This is a genomic window from Reichenbachiella sp., assembly GCF_965223055.1.
GTDB lineage: Bacteria > Bacteroidota > Bacteroidia > Cytophagales > Cyclobacteriaceae > Reichenbachiella.
In genome coordinates, this window is record NZ_CBDCVM010000012.1 from 507,755 (window position 1) to 521,648 (window position 13,894).

At 39.7% G+C, this 13,894-nt stretch carries 13 protein-coding genes; 5 read left to right on the forward strand and 8 right to left on the reverse strand.

Annotated features, from left to right (window positions below; translation table 11 throughout):
- Positions 1 to 26: 26 nt before the first annotated feature.
- Positions 27 to 554: an RNA polymerase sigma factor gene (locus ACOQO5_RS17485; RefSeq protein WP_420582977.1), complete on the reverse strand. Its 528-nt coding sequence runs from the start codon at positions 552 to 554 to the stop codon at positions 27 to 29.
- 151 nt (positions 555 to 705) lie between these two features.
- Between ACOQO5_RS17485 and ACOQO5_RS17490 the strand changes: the two genes are divergently transcribed.
- Positions 706 to 1,056: a T9SS type A sorting domain-containing protein gene (locus ACOQO5_RS17490; protein WP_420582978.1), complete on the forward strand. Its 351-nt coding sequence runs from the start codon at positions 706 to 708 to the stop codon at positions 1,054 to 1,056.
- A 69-nt stretch (positions 1,057 to 1,125) separates the two neighbouring features.
- On the opposite strand, the gene ACOQO5_RS17495 is transcribed toward ACOQO5_RS17490, so the two are convergent.
- Together ACOQO5_RS17495 and ACOQO5_RS17500 are read right to left on the reverse strand one after the other, a co-directional pair.
- Positions 1,126 to 3,807, reverse strand: a complete 2,682-nt coding sequence (locus tag ACOQO5_RS17495) for an ABC transporter permease (protein ID WP_420582979.1) — start codon at positions 3,805 to 3,807, stop codon at positions 1,126 to 1,128.
- A complete protein-coding gene (locus ACOQO5_RS17500) occupies positions 3,807 to 4,139 on the reverse strand; it encodes a PadR family transcriptional regulator (RefSeq protein WP_420582980.1) in 333 nt (110 codons plus the stop codon). The genes ACOQO5_RS17495 and ACOQO5_RS17500 overlap by 1 nt, the downstream gene beginning before the upstream one ends.
- A gap of 172 nt (positions 4,140 to 4,311) precedes the next feature.
- Here ACOQO5_RS17500 and ACOQO5_RS17505 point away from each other — a divergent pair, with 172 nt between their 5' ends.
- Positions 4,312 to 5,385, forward strand: coding sequence for a hypothetical protein (locus ACOQO5_RS17505; RefSeq protein ID WP_420582981.1), 1,074 nt, complete (start codon positions 4,312 to 4,314; stop codon positions 5,383 to 5,385).
- A 55-nt stretch (positions 5,386 to 5,440) separates the two neighbouring features.
- Here the strand turns inward: ACOQO5_RS17505 and ACOQO5_RS17510 are convergent, their stop codons facing one another.
- Positions 5,441 to 5,974 carry a hypothetical protein gene (locus ACOQO5_RS17510; protein WP_420582982.1) on the reverse strand — a complete coding sequence of 178 codons (534 nt, stop codon included), beginning with the start codon at positions 5,972 to 5,974 and terminating at the stop codon, positions 5,441 to 5,443.
- A gap of 101 nt (positions 5,975 to 6,075) precedes the next feature.
- On the opposite strand from ACOQO5_RS17510, the gene ACOQO5_RS17515 reads away from it, so the two are divergent.
- Positions 6,076 to 6,630 carry a cysteine hydrolase family protein gene (locus ACOQO5_RS17515; RefSeq protein WP_420582983.1) on the forward strand — a complete coding sequence of 185 codons (555 nt, stop codon included), beginning with the start codon at positions 6,076 to 6,078 and terminating at the stop codon, positions 6,628 to 6,630.
- Here ACOQO5_RS17515 and ACOQO5_RS17520 read toward each other — a convergent pair.
- Complete coding sequence (locus tag ACOQO5_RS17520; RefSeq protein ID WP_420582984.1) at positions 6,627 to 8,429, reverse strand: ATP-binding protein; 1,803 nt, start codon at positions 8,427 to 8,429, stop codon at positions 6,627 to 6,629. The two genes, ACOQO5_RS17515 and ACOQO5_RS17520, sit on opposite strands and share 4 nt — an antisense overlap.
- Positions 8,430 to 8,516: 87 nt before the next feature.
- Positions 8,517 to 10,196 carry an energy-dependent translational throttle protein EttA gene (ettA, locus tag ACOQO5_RS17525; protein WP_420582985.1) on the reverse strand — a complete coding sequence of 560 codons (1,680 nt, stop codon included), beginning with the start codon at positions 10,194 to 10,196 and terminating at the stop codon, positions 8,517 to 8,519.
- Between the two features lie 103 nt (positions 10,197 to 10,299).
- On the opposite strand from ettA, the gene ACOQO5_RS17530 reads away from it, so the two are divergent.
- Both ACOQO5_RS17530 and ACOQO5_RS17535 read left to right on the forward strand, forming a co-directional pair.
- Positions 10,300 to 11,568, forward strand: a complete 1,269-nt coding sequence (locus tag ACOQO5_RS17530) for a DUF349 domain-containing protein (protein WP_420582986.1) — start codon at positions 10,300 to 10,302, stop codon at positions 11,566 to 11,568.
- A 186-nt stretch (positions 11,569 to 11,754) separates the two neighbouring features.
- Entirely contained in the window at positions 11,755 to 11,976 is a 222-nt protein-coding gene (locus ACOQO5_RS17535) for a DUF2795 domain-containing protein (RefSeq protein ID WP_318170627.1), read from the forward strand.
- Between the two features lie 60 nt (positions 11,977 to 12,036).
- On the opposite strand, the gene ACOQO5_RS17540 is transcribed toward ACOQO5_RS17535, so the two are convergent.
- Both ACOQO5_RS17540 and queA read right to left on the reverse strand, forming a co-directional pair.
- Positions 12,037 to 12,708 (reverse strand): 2-C-methyl-D-erythritol 4-phosphate cytidylyltransferase, encoded by a 672-nt coding sequence (locus tag ACOQO5_RS17540; protein ID WP_420582987.1) that lies wholly within the window; start codon positions 12,706 to 12,708, stop codon positions 12,037 to 12,039.
- A gap of 85 nt (positions 12,709 to 12,793) precedes the next feature.
- Entirely contained in the window at positions 12,794 to 13,840 is a 1,047-nt protein-coding gene (queA, locus tag ACOQO5_RS17545) for a tRNA preQ1(34) S-adenosylmethionine ribosyltransferase-isomerase QueA (protein WP_420582988.1), read from the reverse strand.
- Between the last annotated feature and the right edge of the window lie 54 nt (positions 13,841 to 13,894).

Consider the following 13,894-nt stretch of genomic DNA (forward strand, 5'->3'; position numbering starts at 1 on the left):
GACGGCTAACGTTTTGGAAACCCTACCTATATTGAAAAATGATTTAGTTCGTCCAATTCTGCCCGAATCGATTTTAAAGACGAAGTAATGTGTTTTTCAACTGTTTTTACTGAAATCTCTAAGGTATTGGCAATCTCTTGGTTTTTCATTTTGTCTATTCGACTCATCAAAAAGACCACTCTTTGTTTTTCAGGAAGGTTTGAAACAACAGATTCGAGCTGTTCTTTGAATTCATCGATCTGGTATAGAAATTCAGGGTTGGTTTCTGATTGAGCCTCTGCAGTATCGCTTCTTTTTTCAAATTTCAATACTACCTTTTGATGAGCTGTATCATCTAAAAAAATACGGTTAGCCGTAGTGAATAGAAAGCTTTTTGCTTTGTCAAACGCTACTTTGCTACAGTTGTTCCAAAGTCTGACGAAGGCCTCTTGAGCACAATCTTTTGCTTTTTCTAAACTACCAAAGCGATAGAATAAAAAATTCTGAAGAGCGGTAGCATGAGATTGATGTAAGCGAGTAAACGACTGTTCTTCACAAACAGAAGGTTGATTCATAGTTTTATGGAGTATTAAAATCCAAATATAATCACCTTGTGATATACGAAAAGAACACCAGGTGAATTTTTGGAACAATCTTTGGACTCAGGGGTGATGGAGTAGGGTAAGGTGCCATGCAATCGTTATACGCACGGAAAAGATGTAAAAAATGAAAAGGTTTATTGTAATTCTATTTTTTGGATTAATTACTTGTTTAAACAATAGCTGGGGGCAAAATAAATTGTCTTATGCTGAAGGTTTGGAAGAAGACTTGAGATTCGCTAGTACGATTGAAGTTTTCCCTAATCCTGTAGTTGAGTATTTGAATGTTAAACGTATTCAGTTTGATGGACAAAAATCAAGATTGGAAATTATGGATTTGTCGGGACGCATCGTCTATGAGGTCAATGAGACCTTCACTGAACTTTCCATATTTGTCGGAAACTGGAAAAAAGGAATTTATATGATTCATTACCAACAAGGAGAAGTCGAAAGCATGTACAAAATGATAGTACAATAAAATAAAGTTTGAGGTTATAAAATAAGTCAGCCGTTCGGTAATTGCTTTACTGACGGCTGACTTTCTTTTTTATTCCACTCTTAATGACTCAATCGGGTTGATCCGTGTGGCCTGAATAGTATGATATACCACCACAGCCACAGCAATGAGAAGCGTCGCTAGTCCGCTAATAATAAAAGGCAAACTGCCGACATCTACCCTATAGGCAAAGTTTTCCAGCCATTGATTGATTAGGTAGAGCGTTAGCGGTACCGATAAGGCAATCGCCAGAATCAATTGAGCAACAAACCCCTTGATGAGCAGCCTGAATATAGATACTGGAGAGGCTCCCATTACCTTTCGAATACCTATCTCTTTGATTTTACTATTGGCCACCAACATGATCAACCCAAACAAGCCTAGTCCAGCTATTAGTATAGAGAGTACTGTGGCAATCAAGATTAGCTTATTCAGGCGTGCCTCGCTTTCATATTGTCTACTGATACGATCATCTATGAATTCGAAGTTTGGAGCTTCGGATGGAAATGTGGCTTCCCACTCTTTTTCCAAGACCTCAATGGCATCGTGTAAATTGTTTCCATTATAAGTAAACACGATTTTAGGGGAGTAAGAATCCTTCACATCCGCATCCGTAACACCAGCGAATATTGGCAAAATGTTTTGAACGATCACCAATGGCTCTACTTCAGTGTGTAGGGAAGAATAGTGAAAGTCTTTAACCACCCCAACGATTTGGTGTTCACCAAATTCAGGGCCTGGCAATTTTCCTCCAACCGGGTTCTCTAAACCGAGATATTTAGCTGCACTTTGATTGATGATTACCGACTGTCTTTTGTCCAATCCGTTGCCTACTTCAAAATTTCTTCCCTGAACCGGTTCAATATTAAAGGCACTTAAATACTCAGCATTGACTACCAGCAAACGAAACCATTTAAAGTCATCATTGTCATCATTAAATGCCACGTGTGTCCATCCATTCGAGCCGAAAAGGTGATTTCCAATAGCTATTTTCGATATTTTAGGATGTTTTTCAAGTTTTGCTTTTAGCAGCTCTCCATTATCCAGACCTGATTGAAGGGCATCACGGATTCCACGGCCGTTGGGGTCTATGGGCAACTCGGAAGAGATGACAGCTTTATAGTCATAGCCAAGATCCTTATCCATGAGAAAGTCTATTTGCTGGCGCATGATCAGAACTGTACTGATTAGAAAAACTGTCACCAAAAATTGCAAAATGACCAAGCCCTTTCGTGCAGTGAGTTTCCCTGTTGTTTGGTTGCTTCCATTAATAATGTTGATAGTCTTGAAGGCAGTAATAATGAGTGCCGGGTAGGTGCCAGCCAGTAGTCCTATGATAAGTCCTATGGCCAGGTAAACACCTGTATGCCACCATTCGAACTGGAAGAAAATCTCGGTACCCGTAAGGGCATTGAATGTTGGGATTAAGAAAAATGTGAAGACTGTACCGACAGTCATAGCAATGATGGCCAGTACCAAACTTTCACTCAAATATTGATAGATCAAAGTACGTTTGGAAGCACCAAGTACTTTCCGCATTCCAACTTCTTTTGACCTCTTGAGAGATTGACCTGCTGACAGGGTGGTGTAATTAACACAGGCCATGATCAATACGAGCAAGCCAATAGCACTTAGGATGATTACATATTGCGGGTTGCCTACCGGTGCTGTACCTAGTGGGATATCTGGATTCAAATGAATATCCGTCAAAGGTTGAAAGCCGATTTGGTATTGACCTCTCTCCAGTGGTGCATCTCCATAAGTCACTCCCTGGCTCAACACCACATCTTGTGTTTTACCTTCCATCGACGAAATAGATGTGCCTTCTTTTATAAGAATATAGGTCTCTGGAATGATGTTGAACCATGAAGTATAAAGTCTATCTCGGTAAATTCGACGTCCGTTTTCTGCTGAAATAGCCATGTCAAAACGGATGCTAGATTCGACAGGAAAGTCTTCAAATACTGCGGAGACAGTTAAGTCATGAATTAAAGTGTCTACTTCTACAGCGATAGTTTTTCCCATGGGGTTCTCCAAACCAAAATACTTCTCGGCATAACTTCGCGAAATGACAATATGTTCTCTTGAAGGTAGAAAAGTAGATTTATCTCCATACATCAGCGGAACATCGAAAACTTCTAAGAAGTCAGGACTTATCAATGCAATGATTTCATCAATTCGATTTTCATTGCGCCCGACCAAATAGTCATGTTCAATGTACTGGACAGCTCTCTCTACTTCCGGAAAGTTATCTTCAAACAATGCTTCAAATAGCAAAGGAGTGTGTGAATTAAAAAACTCCCGTCCGTCTCCATAATCCTCTTTGACCCAACTGCGATAGATGCGATCCTTTTTGCTATGAAAATGATCATAAGTGACTTCCTGCTTGACATATAGTCCTAGAAGTAGAAAACAAGTAATGCCCAGGGTAAGTCCTAGCAAATTGATGGCACTATTGAATTTGTCTCTCCATAGTACCCTGATGGCGATTTTGATGTTGTTTTTTGTCATGGTAAAAAATGAGTTTTTGAGTTTTTGATTTTCTTTTAAAGCTGACCAACGAAAGGAGCGAAGTACCCACCAGACGTAGAGGTATTTAGCCTTAGTAGTCTGCCCTTTATCTACCTCATGCGCAAAGAGCTCATAAAGATCTCCTTGCAGGTCTTCGAGTAGATCTGGATGGCAGAACCAGGCTAAAAATCTATCAGCCCATTTTGGAGGTTGAGGTTGCATTATATTCCTGAAAAAGCCAGTTTAGGAAGTTTGTTGTATAGGGAAACCCTTAGTTGCATGGTGTCATCAAGAACTTTTCTACCGACTTGCGTCAATACAAAAAAGCGTTTTCGTCGACCGCCTCTTTCGGCTGTGGCCCCGCCCATTTCGGATTGGGCATAGCCTTTCTTTTCCAATCGTCTGAGTACTGAATGGATGGCGGTGACGTCCATTCTTCTGTTGGTGTTTTTCTTGATTTCTTCCAGAATGGCTACTGCATAGGCCTCTTGAAACAGGGAACCTATGGTCAGTAGAACCAATTCCTCCAATTCACCTAAATGTTCTCCTTTCATAACATGAGTAGTTTGTTGTACAATTATACAAGAAATAAAATAATTAGTTGTGCTTTTGTACAAGAAATAATATTTTATGTGAGATTATAGAATGGATTATTGAAGTGGAAATAGAATTTCCAAATAGCTATTTTCTCTATTGGTTTTTCAAATTGTTCATACATTTGCAGCTATGAAATCAGTGGCATTTTTTATTCTTATTAGTACGATGTTCTTCTCTTGCAAAGAAGAGGAAAATGACTCCACCTATAACTGTGAGTCGGTCGCACTCAATAGCAAATTTTCTTATATTGATCTCATTGAATCTGTTCCTGCTGAAGTCCTTTCCGGCTTTCTTCAGCAACCAGATGAGCAGGGTGCGCTGGGAAGAAATAAAAATGGCTATGAGCATGCTCGTTTTCAACTAGCCATGACTCATTTGGCTAACTACACTGTAGCTTTCGAAGATGAAGAAGCCCTAGTGGCTTTGGTAAATAGTATCGATTATGCATTCACCTATCAAGCGGAGGATGGTGATTTCGAGTTTGTGGCACCACCCGAAGCACCCACAGATAGACAACCAAAGCCTGAAGACTTAGCCAGTGGAACGTTTTTCTTTTCTTATGGATTAGGCATTAGTCTTCATGCCTTGAACAATTCAGTTTGGTATCAGAGCTTGGCAAATGATCATAGCGCCAAACAATCCATTGCGGGTTTTCAATCCAACATTGAAAGCCTATTGACTTATTTGAAATCAGATATGGCACTCATTCAAGAATATGATAAAGCTTCTCCTAACCGTTTATTTTTTGATGCTTTAGCATTTTACACACTAGGGGAGTATCTGAATGATAGCGAAGCACAAGAAATTGGTACAGGGATGGCTGGTCATGCCATATCTCTTAAAGAAGAGACCGCAGGTTATTTTATTGAGGCCAGAGGTTGGGATTCTAGTTATAATGGCGTTTCGATCAAGCTTGGTCTGGAAATGTTTACTATTTTAGGCTCAGAGTCGACTCTAAAGACCACACTGATGGAAGGGCTTTCATGTGCAACAGACTGGCAGACTTCAAGGGTACTGGAGTCAGGGGAGATAAGTACAGAAGGGAATACCCGGGTGTATCCAGGTGGCGAATCACTAGGAGGAATGGAGAAGAAGGTTGACGTGGAAAAGACGGCCTATGCATTTTATTATATGGCTGCACTGACGAATGATGAGAGTTATGGTGAATTAAGTCAGCAGATTTTAGCATTTTATGCTCCTTAAAAAAAGCCGCCAGGAATACTATCCTTGACGGCCAGAATCATCAACTTTAATTTAATTACATTTCTTCATCGTCTGCTTTCGCATCACCTTTCACCAAATAGTCAAACGCCGCAGACATGTCTCCATAAGATTGTTGGAAGACAATTTTTCCCTCTTCATTGAAATCAAAAGATTCGTACACTTTCACAACTACGGATTTCTCTTCTGTCGAGTCAGTTGCTTGCATGATCATTTTCCAATCACCATAGTACCGTACGGAACCATCAGCTTTTTTGGTCTCTACATCTACTCCAGGCAGGAGTACAAGATCTGTGGTCAACTCTAGGTCAAAATCGGCCAAAAACATTTTATCCTGATCCTTTATTTGTTGGAGACTAACAGAATCAGGTCCACCAAATCCTGTTCCGAGGATCACTACATCATCTGCGTACCAGACGTCATAATTTAGTTTTTCGGTTTGGTAGCCTTCCACATAGGCTTCTATCACTTTCGAATTTCTCTCGAAGGCTTCATTCGATGCATTGTCTTGGGGTGGTTGACAGGCACCTAGTACTAACAAGGTACATATCGTTGAGTTTAATAGTTTCATTGGTAAGTTTTATGTTTGTTTGACTTCAATTTAGGTAATTCTTCGTGTTATTTGTAAATGCCCTTATGCTCAGGTATTTACTGTTTTAATTGATTTAAATCATGACTAAAAAAGCCTTACTCCTTATCGATATCCAAGATGGACTGGACCAACTCGAATTTTATGGTGGGCAACGAAACAATCCTGATGCAGAAATAAATTGTTGTAGATTGTTGCAAAGGTTCAGAGATCAAAATCGACCAATTTTTCATGTCAAAAACAACTCGACCAATACAGATTCGCCGTTACACCCTTCTAATCCTGGTAACGAGATAAAGGCAATTGTTGCTCCTATCCAGGGTGAACCTGTTATAGAAAAACAAACGAACAGCGCATTCATTGATACAGAATTAAAAGAGCTAATCGACCAACAAGAGATCAAGGATTTGGTCATAATAGGACTCACTACAGAGCATTGTGTGGCCAGTACCACTCGAATGGCATCGGATCTAGGATATCAAGTACAGGTAGTTTCGGATGCGACTGCTGCGTTTAACAAAATTGGAATTCAAGGTGAAAGGTGGGAGGCAGAAACGATACATCTTACTTCCTTAGCTGCATTGAAAGGAGAGTTTGCTGAAATTGTTGATACCCAAACGATATTGAGAGAATCCTAGATAGGTAGACTTACAAAAAAGGAGCTGCCTTGGCCTTCTTCCGATTCTAGCCAAACTTTACCGCCAAGATCTTTCACATACTTTTTTACTATCGACAGTCCAAGACCCGTGGAGGACTCATTGCCGGTAGGCTCCGCACTTAATTTTTGAAATCGCTGGAATACCAACTGTTTATCTTCTTCGGTAAATCCAGGCCCTTGATCACTTACCTTGAATATGACTTGATCATCTTTCTTATCGACATTCAATGATACTATGGTATCCGAAGTTGAAAATTTAATTGCGTTTGAAAGTAGATTTTCGAGAACAAGAAAAAGCAGCATATGGTCAGTCTCAAGTATCAAATTTTCATTTGATCTTTTTAATTGAATCTCAATGTCTTTGTTGGTAGCTGCTGGCGTATACCTTGAAACCAGATCATTAATCAATTGACTTACCTTCACTTCCTCTTTTAATATCTCCTTGTTGTTGCCATCAAGGTTCTGAGGGTTTAGGATTTTGGAGATCATGTGATTCATGCGATTGGCCGTTACCCCAATCTTGTCTAAATAGTCTTTTTGCTCCTCATTCAAATTTTGACTCTCATTCACCATAATTCCTGAAAGGCCCAGGATGTTGTTGAGAGGTGATCTTAGGTCATGTGCCAATATGTTGACTAGATTGTTCTTATCTTCATTTAACGCCAGGAGTTGAGCATTTCTATTCATTAATTGCTCGTTCTTTTGTCGGATGTCCTTTTGCTGCAATTCAATTTGATCTTTTTGGGTAATGATAAGCTTGGTGGTTCTCTGGTTGTTGTAAAAAAAGTACATAATGATAACTAAGAATAGAAGTACAACGCCGATTCCTAACAACAGTATTCTTTTATATGTTTTCTCTTCTTCCAGTTTTAAGTTGGCATTTTTGATCAAAGCCAACTGTATTTCTTTTTCCTTGGTGAGGATATAGGTACCTAGTTGTTCTCGATCGTATGCATTATCTATGAATTGGTACAACTCATTACCAAGGTACTTGGATATAATTCTCGATATTTTGGCCTTATAATCCTCATCTACAAGGAATTCATTAAATGGAATATCCCAATCACTGGACTGAGGCATAATAAATCCATAGCCTATGCCTCTAACGGTAAAGAAATTTTGACGGGTTAAGTCACGTCCATTTTTCAACCAAATGAGATAAATGGGCAAGTCAATAAAGCCAAACTTATGATCAGATTTACTGATATGGTCTAGTAAGTTTTCGTCACTATCAATGTAGATGATCTCATAATTCATCTGAAGTTCTTCCTTCATTTGAAGGAGGTGTTTTTCATAAGTAGTGCCTTTTATGGTCACTGCTACCAAGCCATTCATGAGTTCGTTTACTTGTTCTAAATCTCTAATGATCGGAATGCCTTGACTGGAAACAAGCACGCTTATATCAGGAAGATAAGAGTTAGTGAATTTAACCTGTTGTCTTCTTTCTTCGGTAATCGAAAAAGCTGATACACCTAATCTATTTAGTTTTGAAGAGGTGCTTATATTGGTAATAACATCACTGAAGCTCTTATCCTTGATCCAATTCAACTTCAACTCAATACTATGCTTCTCTTGTAAGTATTCTCGGAAAGTCTCGATGAGTTCATATTCTACGCCAATCAGTTCTTGTTTTGTATTCTCTTGGACAAAAGGTCTGGAAGTAAACCACAATAAATCTAATTCAGCCTTTTTGTCAAGCTTAGCCTGCTGCCAAGAATCAGCTTGAAGGTTGCCGGAAAAATGTAGGAAGAAGGTTAGACTTATTAAGAAAAAGCGCATAGGTTAAATATGCGGAATAATCTGGGCATTCGCAATGTTGAAGAGATTATATGCAGGGATTAACACTAAATAATCCCTGCATAATTCTTACTTCAATTTTTTATACTTGATCCTTTTAGGCTCCACATTACCCTGACGTTTCAAGCGATTTTCCTCATAAGCAGAGAAGGGCCCATCAAAGAAATATACTTGACTGTCGCCTTCGAAGGCCAGAGTATGCGTACACACTCTATCCAAAAACCATCTGTCGTGACTGATAATAACCGCGCATCCTGCGAAGTTTTCCAAAGCTTCTTCGAGCGCTCGAAGGGTATTGACATCCAAGTCGTTGGTAGGCTCATCTAGTAGGAGCAAGTTAGCGCCTTGTTTGAGGGTCATGGCCAGGTGTACACGATTACGCTCACCACCAGATAAGGCACTGACTTTCTTACCTTGATCTGATCCTCCAAAGTTAAACTTGCTTACATAAGCTCGTGAATTCATCTGCTTACCACCTAGTTCGATCAACTCGTTGCCTTCTGAAATAACCTCCCAAACGGATTTGTTCGGATCAAGATCATCATGTTCCTGGTCTACATAGGCGATTTGAACAGTAGATCCTATGTCGAATGTTCCGCTATCTGGCTTTTCCTTTCCAGTAATCATGTTGAACAAAGTAGTTTTACCAGCTCCATTGGGTCCGACAATTCCCACGATTCCAGCCTGTGGTAATGAAAAAGTCAAATTTTCATAAAGCAACTTGTCTCCAAATGCTTTAGACACCCCTTCCACTTCTATTACCTTATCTCCCAGTCTTGGCCCTGGTGGGATGTAAAGCTCTAGCTTGCTTTCTCTTTCGTTGGCATCTTGCCCTGCCAACTTATCGTAAGCCGCCAATCTGGCTTTCCCTTTGGCCTGTCTGCCTTTTGGTGTCATCCGCACCCATTCCAATTCTCGTTCGAGAGTTTTCTGTCTTTTGGACTCTGTTTTCTCTTCTTGAGCCAGTCTTTTTTGTTTCTGATCTAACCAGGAAGAGTAATTGCCTTTCCATGGAATGCCTTCTCCTCGGTCTAATTCTAGGATCCAGCCAGCTACATTGTCCAGGAAGTATCTATCGTGAGTAACGGCGATTACCGTTCCTTTATATTGGTTAAGGTGTTGTTCTAACCACAGTACCGACTCTGCATCCAAGTGGTTGGTAGGCTCATCCAGGAGAAGCACGTCGGGTTCTTGGAGCAATAATCTACATAGCGCTACTCTTCTTTTCTCACCACCCGACAGGTTTTCGATTTTTGCATCTCCAGGTGGAGTTCTCAGAGCATCCATGGCTCGTTCCAGTCTGCTACCCAATTCCCAGGCATTGGCAGCATCTAGCTTTTCTTGCACTACGGCCTGGTCCTGGATTAGCTTTTCCATCGCATCAGGATTGTCCAGTACCTCAGGGTCTGCAAACTTGGCATTAATATCTTCGAACTGTTGCAGGAGATCTACAATTTCCTGTACACCTTCTTCTACGACTTGTTTCACCGTTTTGGAAGGGTCTAATTGTGGCTCTTGTTCGAGTAGCCCCACGCTGTATTCGTTGGAAGAAACCACTTCGCCCTGGTATTCTTTATCGATACCAGCAATGATTCTTAGTAGCGACGACTTTCCAGAACCATTAAGACCTAAAACACCGATTTTGGCTCCGTAAAAAAAGGAGAGGTAGATGTTTTTGAGTACTTGCTTTTGTGGTGGGTAAATTTTATTTACTCCAGCCATTGAAAAGATGATTTTTTCGTCGCTCATGGGTAGTAATTTTTCCGACAAATATGCAAAAAATATTCTGCCTTTGGCCTGATTTTGTAAATTTGCAGCCGATTTATCAAAGAAAAGGCATTCGCCAAATATTGTGGAAATACCATTCGGTCACGTAGAAAATAATACCCTCTTTAGATCAGCTTTTGGTCAGGTAGAGGCACTCCAGTTAAAAGAAATCAAAGAGGATGAAATAGAAGCCGCAGTAGCTTATTTCACTACTCGGTACGAAAAGCTTAAAAATAAACTGGATGAGATAGAAGAGAAGATCAATACGCAGAGCAACAAAGGGTCATTTCTATCTAGTCTTCAGAATATAGAGGACTCCATTCCTAAACACGATGGTTTAGGGGATTATCAACTTTTGCTAGATAGAATAACCCCTTTGAAGTCATTGCTGGAAGACTATGTGCAGAAAAATCGAGCGAAAAATACGGATATTAAGCAAGCCTTGCTTTTAGAGCTGGATGCCATCTTGTCTAACAATGATCAGGAAGAGGCTTTCGAGCAAATCAAAGATCTGAAATCCAGGTGGTTGAAAACAGGCAGCGCCGATCAATCTGTCAGAGCAGAATTAGAAGAAAAGTTTAAATCTGGCGTAGATGGCTTCTTCGAAAAAAGAAACGCTTTTACGGAAGACAAGAAAATGTTGGTGAAGGCTCGTTTGGATGAGTATCAATCAATAATAAAAGAAATCAAATCCTTTATTGAGAAAAAGGACTTCCAATCGACAGTAGATAGAGTAAAAGAGCTTCAGAAACAATGGAAGGATGTAGGGCGTATCCCGGAAAAAGAGTTTAAGGCAATCAACGATACTTATTGGAAGGTCACCCAAGACTATTTTGATAAGCAGAAGAAAAGAAGGAACTCAGATCGAAAATTAAAGGCAAAAGATGAAAAGCAAAGTTTAAGAGCAAAACAAGAAATCCTTCTTGAGTTGAAAGCACTTGTGGAAAATGCATTTGGTAGTGATGTAAAGGCTTTCGAGGCCTTGAAAGCAAATTGGAAAAATAGTGGGCACGTTTCTAAAAAGGCACATCCAGAAGTGCACGAGTCTTTTATACAGCTTTCCAGAGAGTGGCAGGAAAGACAATTTATCTGGAACCTGACAAACAAAAAGAATAAAGGTTTTGCCAAAAAAGATGAGAAGGGTCAATTGAAGGACTTGACCAGAGTGATTCGAGATTTGCTACATAGAGATGAGACAGAGCTAAAATCCTTTAATGAGAATATGGGAAATATGCATATCAACAAAGGTTCATTTGTGGACATGCTTAATGACAAGCTTAAAACTCAACAAGAAAAGGTAGCACTGAAAAAAAATCTCTTGAAAGAATGTCAAGAGAAAATAAAACAACTCTAATGTCCGTTGCGTTAGCAGATCAAAAAAAACATCAGAATCATTTTAAGATCAGTTGTATTTTTTTTTGATACGGATTATATTCAGTTAAAATAAATCCCTAGATAAAGCAGTCAATAGTTTGATTATTGCTTGAAAAATTTATTTTTGCACGATTATATAAAACACCAGAATTAAAGGAAGTAAATTATGTATTGGACATTAGAATTAGCATCGTATTTGGAGGACGCACCTTGGCCTGCTTCAAAAGATGAATTGATTGATTATTCCATTCGATCAGGGGCTCCTTTGGAAGTGGTAGAGAACTTGCAAGAGTTAGAAGAAGACGGACATCCCTTTGAGACTATTGAAGAAATATGGCCTGATTATCCTACCAAAGAAGACTTCTTCTTTAACGAAGACGAGTATTAGATACGCGTTCCAATTATATATAAGAAATTAAGCCTGGCTTTTTAGAAAAGGTCAGGCCTTTTATTTTCTCTTTTTCAGAATGGACTCTGCAATGATTAAATCTTCAGGAGTCGTGATCTTGAGGTTGTCATAACTTCCTTCTACCAGTTCTACTTTTTCACCAAACGCTTCTGCCACACTTGCGTCATCAGTGAATTGATTAGACTGACTTTGCTCAAAAGCTCTTTTAATCAAATCCACATCGAAAGTCTGAGGTGTTTGGACGGAAAAGAATTGACTACGATCAACTGCTAGGCTTTGGCCATTTTTCATTTGTCGTATGGAGTCTTTGACTTGAACAGCAGCAATCCCATTGCCGGACTGTTTTGCCTGATCTACGGTTCTTCGAATGACACCTGAAGTGACAAGAGGTCGAGCACCATCATGAATGGCTACTATGCCCTTTCCTTTTATTTCTTTGAGTCCATTTTCAACAGAATTAAACCGTGTTTCTCCTCCTAGTGTAATTTGATGTGGAATGTTGAATTGAAGTAAACTGACCAGCTTTTGCCATGTGTCAATGTGATCAGCTGGCAGTACAAGTATGATGTGCATGTCAAGCTCGCCGTTGGCAAAGGCTTCCAGAGTATGCATTAATATCGGTTTGCCATCGAGCTCAAGAAATTGCTTGGGCTGATTGGATTGCATTCGGCTACCAGAGCCCCCAGCGACTATCACAGCATAATTTTTCATCACAACAATATTAGGTGATTCTATAAAACAAAAAAACTCCGAAGGAATCTTCGGAGTTTTTGAAATTATATTTCTTTTTCAGCTATTAGATAATCAACATGGCATCACCATAACTGAAGAATCTATATTTCTCTTTAATAGCCACCTGGTAAGCTTCCATAATCAAATCAAAACCGCCGAATGCTGCGGCATTCATGAGAAGTGTGGATTCAGGTAAGTGGAAGTTGGTGACCAATGATTTTACAATTTTAAAATCGTAAGGGGGAAAGATAAATCTATCCGTCCATCCTTCATTAGCTTTTAATCTACCATTGGCTGAAACAGAAGATTCTAATGCTCGAAGTGTAGTCGTGCCAATGGCACACACTTTTTTCTTTTCGTCCAACACCTTATTGACCAACGTAGCAGTATCCTCAGAAACGATATAATTCTCAGAATCCATTTTGTGTTTTGTCAAATCCTCCACGTCAACAGGTCTAAATGTTCCTAGACCCAAATGCAAAGTGATTGCCTTAGTGTCAACACCTTGTAGCTCCAATCTTTTGAGCATTTGTCTGGTGAAATGGATACCTGCAGTAGGCGCGGCAACTGCACCAACTTTATCCGCATATATAGTTTGGAACCTTTCTCTATCTTCTGGTTCGGTTTTTCTTGCGATCTCTTTTGGGAGTGGTGTTTCTCCTAGCTCATCGATAGACTTGTAGAATTCTTCATCCGTTCCGTCAAATAGAAACCTGATAGTTCTTCCTCTAGAAGTTGTGTTGTCGATTACCTCAGCGACCAAATCACCTTCTCCGAAGTACAATTTGTTGCCTACTCTGATTTTTCTAGCAGGGTCTACCAGTACGTCCCAGAGGTGAAGTTCTTTGTTGAGTTCTCTCAAAAGGAAAACTTCAATTTTAGCCCCAGTCTTTTCCTTGTTGCCATACAATCTGGCTGGAAATACTTTGGTGTCGTTGAGGATTACACTGTCACCCTCGTCCAAATAACTGATTAAATCTTTGAATACTTTATGCTCGATCTCCCCTGTATCCTTGTGCACGACCATCAGTCGAGACTCGTCACGGTTTTCAGTAGGATAAAGCGCTAGCAATCCTGGTGGGAGGTCAAATTTGAATTCTGATAATTTCATCTGTTTGTATTTAATTTAATCAGTACATGAAACGCGCGAGTACAATATCTTACA